Genomic DNA, 13868 nt, shown 5'->3' on the forward strand with positions numbered 1-13868 from the left:
AAAGGATTATAATATGGCAGATAATATTATAACAGCCAATAGACTGCCCGGCATCACATGGAACTGGCTCAAGATGAATGATGTTTCGATTGATGCAGGCGGTATAAAAGGTGAAGGAACATTAGCAGTTAATGCTCCTGATAATATAAAGTTTTCAGGTTTTGATCCGGAAGAGGCAAAAGCACTTACATCTGTTGAAACCGGAATGGGTAAAGAAACAGAAGAATTATTCGATAAGTTTGTTGCATCTTCAAAGGATATTTTGGTTGAGAAAGGTGTAAAATCTGCATCAACTGTATTAATCAAACCTGAATATACAAAAGATAGTTCGGTTGGAAGCGTAAATGTTGTTGCAAGAGAAGACAGCGATGTTGTGCTTATAGCTGATTTAACAGAGATCGATCAGAACATTTCTGATGTTGGTATACAGACAAAGATCCTTATTAAGGATAGAGCTCGTGTGAAACTTGTACAGCTTTATAATCTTGGTAAGGAAACTTCACTTATCAGTAATATCGGTGCTGAAGTTGGTGAAGAAGCGAGATTTGAGCTTATTCAGATATTCCTGGGTGGAAAGAATGTGAATGCAGGATGTCTTGCATGTCTTAAGGGAGACAAAGCATCATACTATGAAAGAACAGGATATAAGGTTGAGACAGGCGCAAAGTATGATTTTAATTATGTAGCAAGACACGAGGGAAAGAAAACTGAGGCAGATATCCATGCAAATGGTGTAATGTATCAGGATTCATATAAACTCATGAGACAGACTATAGATTTCCTTCGTGGATGTAGTGAGTCAAAGGGCGCAGAAAGAGAAGAGGTTCTCCTTATGGATGAGAATCTTGTCAATAAATCCATTCCACTTATTCTTTGTAAGGAAGAAGATGTGGAAGGTGAGCATGGAGCTTCAATCGGTAAGATTTCTGATGAGATATTATTCTATCTCAGAGCAAGAGGTCTTTCTGATGAATCAATCTATGATCTTATGGCAAATGGTAAGATACTTACTGTTATTTCAGAGATCGATGATGCTGAATATGAAAAGAAATTGACTGATATTCTTGTGGGCGAGACAATCGACGAAGAAGAATAATAAATATTCCGGAAGGGAAAGCTTTTATGATGAAGCTTCCTTTCCGGAATTTTTTATTTAATTTTCCTCAGGTTTGTAGAGTCGAGGATTTTATGGATTTTTTCTTTTTCTTTATACATCGACTTATCCGCTCTTTGGATATAATCTTCAATCTGATCCTCATCATCAGGTTCGATTACCGTATATCCGATACTGGCATGAAGAGTGAATGTAAGATTCAGTGATTCAAAGTAGTCAGCCATGGAATTGGTGATTGCCTGAATCTCGAGAGGAATACTATCGGGGTTGAGACAGGTGCCTACAGCTATAAATTCGTCTCCGCCATATCTTCCGAAAAGCCAGTCGCTTGGAGCATATTTCTGGAATGCATCGGCAGTAGCTTTAATAGCCAGGTCGCCATTTAAGTGACCATAGAGATCATTGATCGTTTTCATGCGGTCTATATCAGCAAATGCAAGTATGGATTTCTTGCCCGCTGCTTTCTGATCTTTGATGAATTCATAGAGAACCTGGTTGCATCCGGTACGATTATATAAACCGGTGAGAGCGTCGGTCATATAAATCTTTTTAAGTTCTCGATTGACTCTTTGTGCAAATATATATTGTCTCATTCCAAATAATACAGCATTCATACTCATTATCCAGCTTCTAAGCTTTTGAGTATAAACTATACCTGGAGAATTCTTTATGGCAACATATCCGATGATAAAGTCCATATGATTAAGAGGAGCGAAGATATAAGTATTTGACTCGCCCTTAACATGCTTATAACCCGGATAAAGTTCCTTCGAATCAAATGTTCTGAGAGGCAATTTTTCACCATTTTTGTTCTCATATAGAACATCCATCTGAGGGCTGTATCCTCTGATCCTGCTGGCATAGACATCATCTTCAATCTCGAAGAAAGCAGGCTCTGTACAGATGCAGTAATTATTTCCGATGATAGGCAGTTCGCGGTTTGGTTTCATGCCTTTATTGTAAAAATCCTCCTTACTGTCAGCGCGTGAAAGAGAAAGTTGAAGTCTTTGGAAGAATATCTCAATCATGTCTGAGTGGAGATTATCCTGATAAAGATTTTGAATCTTATTATATTTATATTCCTTGCTTTCTTCAGATGGTTCGCAGCCACAACTTTCCGACGGAACAAAATATGATTTATAAACTTCTGAAAATCTTACAGTAGGATTTTCAATCTGATACATTAATTTATCATAAGCTATCTCGCCAAAAGATTCCCATCCTCTTGAAACCGATGCAAGAATAGGAGATGTATATTGACCGGCATTGATCTTGTCAAAGCCTGTAACTTTTACATCTTCAGGGACTCTATAGCCATGTTCATGTAAACAGTTGCATATTCCGAGGGCTGTAAGATCGTTGGCACAAACTATGGCATCCGTAGGTTTGTTACCGTCATCCAGATATTTCTTCATTCTCAAATATGAGTTGTAGTAGCTGAAATCCCCTTCGAGTTCTACATTCAGCTCTCGACCGTAATGAGCAAGAGTTTCGGTGAGGGCTCTCTTTCGTTCAAGGTTTTCAACATTTTCGGCAACACCATTTACATACATAAATGTTTTTGCATTATGTTTTTCAATTAAATGGATGGTAAGATCGCGGATTCCTTCATAATTTTCTGAATATATACATGACATGTCCGGAATCTTAACTTCAAGAGATAACATAGGAACTCCGGCGCGCTGAAAACAGGCACATACACGCTCCTGTTCTGCGAGAGAGTTATAAGTATTTGCCAGTACTATAGCGCCATCGAATTCATCCGGATTTGGAAGATGGAAGATATTCAGTTGGCATTTATTTTGGAGATCATTATCTATTTGTGAACAAAAAGTCAGAAAAACGAAAATATCGGTTCCGTCGACGGCAGCCTTTTTTTGAAGACCGGTCAAGACAAGTTCGATAAATTCATTACTGAAGCCATTGGTAAATACCGCGATTTTATGCTTCATATGCTATCCCCCTAAATATGAATCTGATAAAACTAATCTATATAACCGAAAACTATTTGACATATATGGATTATTATATCAAAAATCTATAGAAGAATAAAGGAAATTGTTATAATCCATTTTGAAGAATATGGACTGATTTCATTTGAAGAATGAACAATATGTGGTATAATATGAAACCTAAAAAGCAGTAAGGAGTGATAAAATGAGTATAGATATTAGAGAAGTAAGGAAAGATTTTCCTTTTTTTAAAAAGAGCACATTGGCATACCTTGATAATTCCGCTACATCTCAGAAACCGGAATGTGTTATCAAGGCTGAAGCTGCTTTTTATGAGAATCTTAATGCTAATCCATTCAGAGGACTTTATCAGTTATCTATAGATGCTACCGATGCATATGAAGATGCGAGAAGAACAGTTCAGAGATTTATAAATGCGTCTTCAAGGAAAGAAATCATTTTTACAAGAAATGCATCTGAAAGTCTTAATCTTGTTGCAAGCAGTCTCGGTGAGCTTGTCTTAAATGAAGGCGACGAGATCATCAGTACTGTTGTTGAGCATCATAGTAATATGCTTCCTTGGACTCATATAGCTAAGAAGAAGGGGGCAACAGTTAAGTTCCTTAAGTGCACTGAGCAGGGTGAATTTAAGGCTGAAGAGTTAGAAAAACTCATCACCGATAAAACAAAAATCGTAGCAATGACACATGTTTCAAATGTATTTGGACGTGTAAATGATATCAAGACATTTGCAGCAATTGCTCATAAGGCAGGAGCTTATTTTGTGGCTGACGGTTCACAGAGTGTGCCTCATATGGCAGTTGATGTGCAGGATCTCGGAATCGATTTCCTTGCATTTTCAGGACACAAGATGCTTGCACCTATGGGTATAGGAGTTTTATACGGAAGAGAAGAGCTTCTTCAGAAGATGCCTCCATATATGACAGGTGGCGAGATGATAGAAAATGTCAGCCTTAATGATGTTACTTATGCAGGACTTCCTCATAAGTTTGAGGCTGGAACAGTTAACGGTGCAGGTGCTTATGCCCTTGCCGAAGCAATAAGATATATTGAGAAGATTGGCTTTGATTCCATTGAGAAGAGAGAATACTATCTTACAGCAAAGGCTATGGAAGCTATCAAAGATATGCCTTATGTGAAAATCGTAGGAAGTACAGATCCAAAGGAAAGACATGGAATCATAACATTTACTATAGAAGATATGCATCCGCATGATATTGCAGGAAAATTTGCTGATGCCGGAGTTGCAGTTCGTGCAGGTCATCACTGTGCTGAACCGCTTCATCAGTTTCTTAATATTCCTTCAACAGTAAGGGCAAGTATGATGTTCTATAATACTGATGAGGATGTGGACAGATTTATCAAGGTTCTTAAAGATATAAAGAAGGTTCCTAAGTTTGAAGATGACAACAGAAGTCTTTTTGAAGAAGTTTTGATGGATCATAAGAATAATCCGGGACACAGATTTAAGATGATAAAGCCAACAAATAAGCATAGAGGTGTAAATCCATCCTGCGGTGATGACATTTATCTTCAGCTTAATGTTGATGATAACGGAATTATCGTTGATGGCGCATTTATCGGTGACGGATGTACTATATCTCAGGCAAGTGTAGATATAATGATAGATATGATAATCGGAAAGACTAAAGAGGAAGCTCTCAGTCTTAAGGATAAGTTCCTTGGAATGATCAAGGGAACACTTAGTGAAGATGATATTGAATCACTTGAAGAAGCATCAGTATTTAAGGATGTTGCACATATGCCTGCAAGAGTAAAATGTGCTGTTCTCGGATGGCATACACTTGAGGAAGCACTTAAGTCAGAGGATTAATCTGGTTCATATATGAATGATATCGTAATAAGCCTTGAAGAATTTAAAAAACTTGATATGAGTACTGTACAGCTGATTGATATAAGGGGAAGAGAGTCCGCAGAATACGGGCTGATCCCCGGGGCTGTAAATATCAGTAAGGATAGTATCATCAGAGATCTAATGCTTGTGGAAAGCTGTGATATTACAGTGGATGGCATACATCTTGACAGGAAAAAGAGGCAGATAGTTTATTGCACAACCGGTAAAGATGATAGTAAAGAAGCGGCGGAAGCACTTAGAGAAAGAGGATACAATGCATCCCTTCTTGAAGGCGGATATCATGAATGGCTTATTAGTGCTGTTACTACAAATGAGCAAAATGAAGAACAGATAATAAGACAGGAAGAGATAGAGAAAAGCATCAGAAAGAAATTTCATAAGCAGCTTTTTACACCCTTTGCCAAGGCGATAAATACATATGAAATGCTGAGTCCCGGAGATAATGTTGCAGTTTGCATATCCGGTGGCAAGGATTCCATGCTTATGGCGAAACTCTTCCAGGAACTTCAAAGACATAATAAGTTTCCTTTTGAACTTACATTTATAGTTATGGATCCCGGATATTCAGAAGTGAATAGACGGCTTATAGAGCAAAATGCAAAGACACTGGGGATTCCGATCAGAATATTTGCATCAAATATTTTTGACAATGTCTATAATATTGATAAATCCCCATGTTATCTTTGTGCGAGGATGAGAAGAGGTTATCTCTACAGCAATGCCAAAGAACTTGGATGCAACAAGATAGCCCTTGGACATCATTATGATGATGTTATAGAAACCATTCTTATGGGAGTTTTATACGGTGGTCAGGTTCAGACTATGATGCCGAAATTACGCAGTACGAATTTCTCGGGAATGGAGCTTATAAGACCTATGTATCTTATAAGAGAATCAGATGTAAAATGGTGGCGTGATTATAATGATCTGAAATTTCTTCAATGTGCATGTAGATTTACTGAAAAGAGCAGTGCCAGAGAAGAAGATGAGCCACATTATTCAAAGAGGCAGGAGATTAAAAGTCTCATTGCCGATATGAAGAAGATAAATCCTTTTGTTGAAGGAAATATCTTTAAATGCGTTGAAAATGTTAATCTAAATACCATAGTCGGATATAAGAAGGATGGCATAAGACATTTCTTCACGGAAGATTATTAATTCCATGATTACCAATGTAATTGATGATTTGTCTGAATATATTTATTCTGCTTTGACAGAGTGGGTCCGGTATAGTATAAATATACTTTAGGACTAAATTTTGAGGAGCAGTTTATGGACGATTTTAAATCGGGAGTTAAGGCCGGGATTCCTATAGGACTTGGTTATCTTTCTGTATCAACAGGATTCGGAATATTTGCGGTAGCAAGTGGGCTATATTGGTGGCAGGCTGTTCTTATTTCCATGCTCACGGTTACTTCTGCGGGACAGTTGGCAGGTGTCAGAATTATGGCTGTCGGCGGGTCTCTCTTTTCTACACTTATTTCACAGCTAACAATTAATATAAGATATTCATTTATGTCGATATCTTTGTCTCAGAAACTGGATAAAGATGTTACGAACAGGAAGAAACTCGGTATGGGATTTCTTATGACGGATGAGATATTTGCGGTTGCCAGTACGAAGAATAAGGTGACTTCAAGTTTCTTTGGCGGACTTATGATACTTCCTTTTGTGGGATGGACCTTGGGAACACTCATCGGCGCAGTTCTCGGAAATGTGCTCAGTGCATCGGTAATGAGTGCCATGGGGCTTGCGATGTATGGAATGTTCGTAGCTATCGTTGTTCCCGATATGAAGAAGAATAAAGACATATTTATATTGGCATTCCTTGCTATGGCCATAAGTGCGGCATTTTATTATCTGCCGCTTCTTAAAAATGTTTCTATTGGTATAGCCATAAGCATTTCGGCTGTAGTAGCTGCGGCTGTTATGGCATTCCTTAGACCTATTCCGGATGAACAGGAGGAAGCATAGATGGAAATGAAAACATTTTTGGCATACCTGTTCGTTATGGCAGGATCCACATATTTAATAAGAGTAATACCTTTTATACTCGTGAGTAAAAAGGTGACGAATAAATATATCAGATCGTTTTTATTTTATATTCCTTATGCGGTGCTTGCGGCAATGACAGTGCCGGCTGCATTTTATGCAACAAGAAGCGTAATATCGGCTGTTGCGGGAATTACGGCTGCAGCTCTTGTGGCTCTAAAGACAAAGTCGCTTATCGTTGTTGCATCTGTAGCATGTATAACAGTTTTCTTGGTGGAACTGATAGTGGTTTAAATTATATTTTGAATTTTACTTAGACTGCTTGCGGTACTGCAGCGGCGACATTCCATAATTATTATGGAAGCTTCTTATGAAATAACTTATGTTCTGGAAGCCGGAGTTAAGAGCAATATCGGTAATACTGAGGTCGCTCTGCTCAAGGAGTTTTTTGGCATTGGTAAGTCTTTGATGCATAAGATAAACCGAGAAGTTGATTCTGAAATGCTCCTTGAAATATCTTGAAAAATATTTTTCTGATGTATGAAAATGCTCAGCGAGCTTTGACAGGGAAAGATCATTTTGGAAATTTCCCTGAATGAAATCAATGATCTCTCTCTGACGTTCTGTATCAGCCAGATTCGAAATATTATATATTGGATGTTCATATTCATATAAAAGCTGGAAAAATGTAAGGAGAAGTATCCTGCATTTGAAATGATCTTTGGCAATCGTATGATCAAGTGAAGTAAGCTTATCGAGAATTTCTTTTAATTCTTCGGTAAGCTTTTTGTCTTCTATATGATTTTTATATTTGATATTTCCAAGCCTAAGGGGCTTAAGAAGGTTCTCTTCAAGATTGTCGTCGGTTCTGAATGATATAAATTCGAGTGGGAAAAGAACAGTGTAATATGTAGGAGTTGTATCATTTGCTTCCATAAAATGAAGGTCTGCAGGATTTACTATAAAAATATCTCCTGTTTTGCCGGTGTATGAAATATCATTTATGGAAAGAATGATATTTCCTTTTGTTATATATATTATTTCAAACTCCTCATGCCAGTGCACAGGTATGTGATGAGGGCGCGGAGTATTGATGAGATAATACTGAGTATAAGGATATTCTTTTGTTCCGTGAGGAATATTTTCCTTTAAATCCATGCGCATATTTTTGTCCTCCTTTATATCATAATTACGACAAAAAGTAGAAAATGTACAATTATTAATAGATTATATACAAGAAATACGCATTTGAATAGAGTAAAATACCGAAATGTGTCAAAAAGAAAGATTTGTTGTTTTCGGAGGGAATTATGGAAGGGAAAACATTAAAACAATTATTTATACCGATCAGCTTTGAAATACTTTGTTATATGCTGACGGGTGTTGTTGATACTATGATGATATCAACAGTCGGCGATAATGCAGTAGGTGCTGTTGGAACATCTAATACATATCTTTCGCTTTTTATAATTACATTTTCTATTATAAGTAGTGGTATGATCGCAGTTATGACTCAGTACATAGGTGCAGGTCATAAAGGTGTTGCAAGACAGGCTAAGCAGATTGGTCTTATATTCAATATCATTATCGGTGTTTTACTTTCTGTATTCTTATTCTTCTTCTCAGGAGATATTCTGAATAAGATAGGAATCTCTGAAGCACTTGCAAAAGATGCGACTGAATATATGGAGATCGTCGGAGGAGGATGTATCCTCATGGCAGTAACTCCTGTATTTGCCGGATATTTAAGATCATTTGGTTTTACAAAACTTCCGTTATATGCAACCATCATTTCGAATATTATAAATATTATTTTCAATGCAGTTTTCCTTTTTATATTTAACATGGGTGTTATGGGGGTTGCCCTTGCAACTGTTATCTCAAGAATCTTCAACATGGTAATGGTTATCATACTTGCACAGCTGAAGGTTCATATGGAAAAAGGAAAAGACAGAGAAAAACCTTCGAAGATACTTAAAAAGATCATTATGATAGGACTTCCTTCTGCACTTGAAACAGCTGCATATAATGTTTCTATAACACTTGTAATGCGTTACCTCAACGGTATGGATGGGGAAGGTATAAATGTTACGATCAGGTCGTACGCAAATCAGATTGCTTCATTTTCATACTGTATAGGCGCGGGTCTGGCCCAGGCAAATGCAATCATGACCGGTTGGTTTGTTGGTGCCGGCAAATATGATGAATGTGATAAGACTACAAGAAAGGCAGCATTTAACGGTATCATCGTTGCTGCAGCTTTAGATCTTTTTCTTGCAACTACAGCATTTCTGTATATGCCATTCTTCACAAACAACAAAGAGATCATCGGACTTGTTTGTAAAGTAATGTTTATAGATATAATCCTTGAGGTAGGACGAGTAACAAATCTTGTCTATGGAAATGCCCTCAAGACCAGTGGCGATGTTATGTTCCCGCTTATATGCGCAGTCATAGTAATGTTTGCTGTGGCCGTGGGAGGAACGTACATCTTTGGAATCAAACTTGGACTTCTCGTAGTTGGTGCTTATATCGGTCTTGCAGCAGATGAGTTCATAAGAGGTATTTGCGTAATGCTCAGATGGCGAAGCGGAGTATGGCGCAAGAAAAACTTGCTTAACTGATAATGATGCTGATTTCATTCAGCTATTTCCCATGTGTAATGCTCCTGAGGTTGCGTGTACTTTTAGCCTCAGGGGCTATTAAAAAAATGGAAATGCGGATGAATTAACAATATATTTGACAAAATAATTAGATGTTTGACAAAAATAACCATACAGAGTAAATTTAATTAGGAGTCTATAGGATGATCGGGGAGATTTATCGGTCCTTGATCTGAAAATCTGTAAAGGGAGAAAGTGTATGACATTACAGCAGTTAAAATATGCTATAACCATAGCTGAGTGTGGTTCTATGAATGAGGCTGCAAAGAGGCTATACATTTCACAGCCGAGTCTTTCGGGAGCTGTTAAGGATCTTGAGGACGAAGTTGGATTTGAAATATTCATCAGATCGAATCGAGGTATTGTCATTACGCCGGCCGGCGAAGAATTCATGAGCTATGCCAGACAGGTTACTGATCAGTATAGCCTTCTTCAGGACAGGTTCATCAATAAGACCATGAGACAGAAGTTCAGTGTCTCAACACAGCATTATTCATTTGCGGTAAAAGCCTTTGTAGAGGTTGTAAATGAATACGGTATGGATAATTTCGAGTTCGCAATTCATGAAACAAGAACCGAGGAAGTTATAGAAAATGTTAAATTCTTTAAGAGTGAGATTGGAGTTTTATATGAAAATGACTTCAACAAGAAAGCACTTGAGAAGATATTTCATGAGAACAGTATAGAATTTGATCCGCTTTTCACATGTGATACCTTTGTATATATTTGGGGTGGTCATCCACTTGCAAAGAAAAAGGAAATTTCTATAAAGGAACTTGAAGAATATCCTTGTCTTGCATTTGACCAGGGAAGATACGGATCGTTATTCCTTGCGGAAGAGCAGCTTAGTTCATATGAATATAAGAAGCTTATTCGTGCAAATGACAGAGCTACAATGTTGAACCTTATGGTAGGCTTAAATGGATATACTCTCTGTTCGGGAATCATAAGTGAGGACCTTAACGGAGATGCTTATGTTGCGATTCCACTCAAGGAATCCGAGAAGATGACGATCGGTTATATCAAGAGAAGAGGAGCTACTCTTTCGGATCTTGGAAAGCTTTATATCGATCATCTTGCACAGTATAAGAAATATGCTTATAACAAACAATAAATAGCAAATTAAAAGAGATAGAAATTTGAGGTGACCCCTCAATTAATCTATCTCTTTTTTTCTAGTCTGAAAAGCAAGCGGATAAATATTTGGTTTTACATCATGTTTAGTCTGGAAAAATGATTATAGAGATCCGGATTTACATACATAACTGAATCAGGATCATTTTCATTTTTAACTGCAACACGAGGTTTTGGAACTGCAACACTTTCTCTTTTTATCAGTTCCGGTCTGAGTAGACTTCTGCTTACAGGCACCCCATTTATAAGTGAATATAAGGTAAAATAAGCACATTTTCCAATTCCGGTTCTGCTCTGACGGATTGTTGTAAGTTTTGGTGTTATAGTACTTGCCAGAGGAATATCATCAAAACCGATGACACTTATGTCACCGGGGATCGATATATTCATGTCATTTAATGTCGAGATAACTCCTGATGCAATGAGATCATTACCGCAGAGAATGGCAGTTGCACCTCTATCAATAAATCCCGGTACATGGTATGGTGCACAGTCTGCAACGAAATATCCATATACTGCGAGGTTTGGATCGACAGTCAGATGGTATTTGGCCATGCTCGAAAGGTAAGCTGTCATTCTGTCATCGGAAATGACTGAACCTGCTGAACCGTTAAGAAAAGCAATTTTTTCATGCCCGAGTTCTGCAAGGTATCCTATGGCTGCATCGATTCATTCTGCGGAATCTGTTCCGACATAGCTTACATTCGGATTGGTCTCGATAGCATTATCAAGGAGAACAGTCGGTATCTTAGTAGTACGAAGTTGAGATGTCCATGGGTCATCCAATGAGAGACCTATGAAAAACGCACCGCTGTATCCCTCTTGAAGCATGTAGTTATCGTACTTATTGTTTTCCTGGAACTCATGAGAAATCGGTATAACCGAAAAGTTCCATTTTTCACTAAAGGATGCCTTCTGAAAGCCCATGACAATGTCATAGCCAAAAGAGTCTTCATCTTTGTATTCCATATTCTCGACGAAAAGTACGACTTTACGCCTTTCAATCTTAAGGGCTTTACGATTGATATATCCCATTTCAACAGCGGTGTCGAGAATGGTTTTTCTGAGGTCGTCACTGATGTCTCTGCCGCCGTTAAGTCCTTTGCTGACGGTTCCGAGAGATATTCCCAGCTTATCAGCAATATCTTTCATTGTTGCCATGATCTTTCACTCCTTTCGTAAAAATTTTGTGGTGTGGAACCCCTTAAAATAAGGGGATATTTGTAACTTTATTATAATATTTTTTGTGAAAATTTACAAGTTAAAAACGAAAATAAACGAAACAGTTTTGGCATAAAAATTAATTTATCGAACATTATAGTCTTTCATGTTGACAAATTGACTTTCTTGAATTAAATTTAATATAAAAGAACGAAACTTTTCGAAATATATAAATTGGATTTGTGTAATATACACAGACAGGGGTGGTTGTATGAAGGTAAAGAAGATTATTGCAGTATTTATCCTTCTTGTTCTTGTTATTATTTCAGGGGTTGCGGCTGTTTTTTTACTTCATCACAAGAAGGGGAATAAGTCACAGATGGAGGAGTTGAGTAGTAAACTCACACCTTATGATGAACTTCTCTATGACGGAAACTTTTACAGAACCTGTTATGAAGTGTTTGTTTATTCATTTGCAGATGGGAATGCGGATGGAATAGGCGATATTTGCGGTTTGACGGACAATCTTAATTATATAAGGTCAGCCGAGCGTGATGATAAAGAGGGACTTGGTTGTACTGAACTTTGGCTTATGCCTATTTTTCCATCTCCGACATATCATAAGTATGATGTTACGGATTATATGAATGTTGATAAAGAGTATGGGACGATGAATGATTTTACGACTCTTTTAGACAAATGCCATGGGAGAGGGATTAAGGTTATTCTTGATCTTCCGCTCAATCATACTTCCGTTGAGCATCCTTGGTTTATGGAAGCTGTGGATTATCTCAGGAATCTTAAGTCGGGAGAGAAACCGGACAGTAAAGCCTGCAAATATATAGATTATTATAATTTCAGTCATGAACCGGCTGACGGATACGAGAAGCTGACAGATAACTGGTATTATGAAGCAAGATTCTGGTCAGGAATGCCGGATCTTAATCTTGATAATGAAGATGTAAGAAATGAGATAGAGGTCATTTTACGTTTCTGGATTGAGAAGGGCGTGGACGGATTCAGGCTCGATGCAGTTACATCTTATTATTCTGAAGACAAAAACCGAAATATTGAATTTACAAAGTGGATTAATGATAAGGCCAAAGAAATCAATAATAAGACTTATATAGTTGGAGAGGCCTGGGCGGATCAGAAGATTTACAGCGAATATTATAAGAGCGGAGCTGATTCATTTTTTGATTTTAGATTTTCGGGGCCGGATGGAGTTATAGCTAGTACCGTTAAGGGTGTTAAAAGACCTTCTTATTATGGCGAAGCCCTTCAGGAAGAGGAAGAGCTTTACAGTGAAATGTCGGATGGAAAGGCTATTAATGCACCATTTTATACTAACCATGATATGGCAAGAAGCGCCGGCTACTATCTGGAAGAAGATATGGTAAAGCAGGCGGGTGCCCTTAATCTTCTTGTGACAGGAAATGCTTTTATCTATTATGGCGAGGAGCTTGGAATGAGAGGTTCAGGCAAGGATGAAAATAAGAGAACTGCATTTCCGTGGGTTGGTGAAGACGGAGGAGAGAAAGGTATAACGAATTGTAAGGGGCCTAAAGATGCGTCAAAGCAGGAGCTTACGTACGGCAGCTTAGAAGATCAAAAGAAAGATAAATATTCAATTTATAATTATTATAAAAATGCAATAAGGATAAGAAATGCATTTCCGGCAATTTCAAAGGGCAGAACTACTGTCATCGAAGATAAGACTACAGATAGTGTTCTTACTTTTAAGAGAGCGCTTGCCGACACACCGGATTTGGGTGATGTTTTAATTGTTATTAATTTCTCTTCGGAAGATCAGACTGTAGAGATGGCAGGACTTGAGGAATACGGAAATCTTTCGGCGGTACTTACAGTATCTGAGAAAAGGGTTAAGTTCAATAAAAAGGAACTGAAGATTCCTGCAAGGGGAATAGCATTTCTGACCAGATAAATCGGGATGG

The 13868-nt window shown here is 37.8% G+C and carries 12 protein-coding genes; 8 read left to right on the forward strand and 4 right to left on the reverse strand.

The window, feature by feature from the left end:
* Positions 1-13: 13 nt before the first annotated feature.
* The gene (locus B5D25_RS10580; RefSeq protein ID WP_090348142.1) at positions 14-1096 is read left to right on the forward strand and encodes a SufB/SufD family protein; all 1083 of its coding nucleotides are present in this window, start codon (positions 14-16) and stop codon (positions 1094-1096) included.
* Positions 1097-1149: 53 nt separating this feature from the next.
* Here B5D25_RS10580 and B5D25_RS10585 read toward each other — a convergent pair whose 3' ends face one another.
* Entirely contained in the window at positions 1150-3066 is a 1917-nt protein-coding gene (locus B5D25_RS10585; RefSeq protein WP_078787937.1) for a substrate-binding and GGDEF domain-containing protein, read from the reverse strand.
* A 205-nt stretch (positions 3067-3271) separates the two neighbouring features.
* Here B5D25_RS10585 and sufU point away from each other — a divergent pair, with 205 nt between their 5' ends.
* The 4 genes from sufU to B5D25_RS10605 all read left to right on the forward strand — a co-directional run bounded on the left by sufU (position 3272) and on the right by B5D25_RS10605 (position 7249).
* Positions 3272-4921, forward strand: coding sequence for a Fe-S cluster assembly sulfur transfer protein SufU (sufU, locus tag B5D25_RS10590; RefSeq protein ID WP_090168646.1), 1650 nt, complete (start codon positions 3272-3274; stop codon positions 4919-4921).
* Between the two features lie 12 nt (positions 4922-4933).
* Positions 4934-6121 carry a PP-loop family protein gene (locus tag B5D25_RS10595; protein ID WP_078787938.1) on the forward strand — a complete coding sequence of 396 codons (1188 nt, stop codon included), beginning with the start codon at positions 4934-4936 and terminating at the stop codon, positions 6119-6121.
* Positions 6122-6235: 114 nt separating this feature from the next.
* Complete coding sequence (locus tag B5D25_RS10600) at positions 6236-6937, forward strand: AzlC family ABC transporter permease (RefSeq protein ID WP_078787939.1); 702 nt, start codon at positions 6236-6238, stop codon at positions 6935-6937.
* Positions 6938-7249, forward strand: a complete 312-nt coding sequence (locus tag B5D25_RS10605) for an AzlD domain-containing protein (RefSeq protein WP_078787940.1) — start codon at positions 6938-6940, stop codon at positions 7247-7249.
* A 15-nt stretch (positions 7250-7264) separates the two neighbouring features.
* On the opposite strand, the gene B5D25_RS10610 is transcribed toward B5D25_RS10605, so the two are convergent.
* Positions 7265-8119: an AraC family transcriptional regulator gene (locus tag B5D25_RS10610; RefSeq protein ID WP_078787941.1), complete on the reverse strand. Its 855-nt coding sequence runs from the start codon at positions 8117-8119 to the stop codon at positions 7265-7267.
* A gap of 146 nt (positions 8120-8265) precedes the next feature.
* Here B5D25_RS10610 and B5D25_RS10615 point away from each other — a divergent pair, with 146 nt between their 5' ends.
* On the forward strand, positions 8266-9579 hold the full coding sequence (locus B5D25_RS10615; protein WP_078787942.1) for an MATE family efflux transporter: 1314 nt from the start codon (positions 8266-8268) through the stop codon (positions 9577-9579).
* A 238-nt stretch (positions 9580-9817) separates the two neighbouring features.
* Positions 9818-10732, forward strand: coding sequence for a LysR family transcriptional regulator (locus B5D25_RS10620; protein ID WP_078787943.1), 915 nt, complete (start codon positions 9818-9820; stop codon positions 10730-10732).
* Positions 10733-10827: 95 nt separating this feature from the next.
* On the opposite strand, the gene B5D25_RS13155 is transcribed toward B5D25_RS10620, so the two are convergent.
* Entirely contained in the window at positions 10828-11421 is a 594-nt protein-coding gene (locus B5D25_RS13155; RefSeq protein WP_341465081.1) for a LacI family DNA-binding transcriptional regulator, read from the reverse strand.
* Positions 11422-11913 (reverse strand): LacI family DNA-binding transcriptional regulator, encoded by a 492-nt coding sequence (locus B5D25_RS13160; RefSeq protein ID WP_242943584.1) that lies wholly within the window; start codon positions 11911-11913, stop codon positions 11422-11424.
* Positions 11914-12184: 271 nt separating this feature from the next.
* Between B5D25_RS13160 and B5D25_RS10630 the strand changes: the two genes are divergently transcribed.
* The gene (locus B5D25_RS10630; protein ID WP_078787944.1) at positions 12185-13858 is read left to right on the forward strand and encodes an alpha-amylase family glycosyl hydrolase; all 1674 of its coding nucleotides are present in this window, start codon (positions 12185-12187) and stop codon (positions 13856-13858) included.
* The last annotated feature ends 10 nt before the right edge of the window (positions 13859-13868 follow it).

Source organism: Eubacterium ruminantium (assembly GCF_900167085.1).
Classification (GTDB): Bacteria; Bacillota; Clostridia; order Lachnospirales; family Lachnospiraceae; genus Eubacterium_Q; species Eubacterium_Q ruminantium.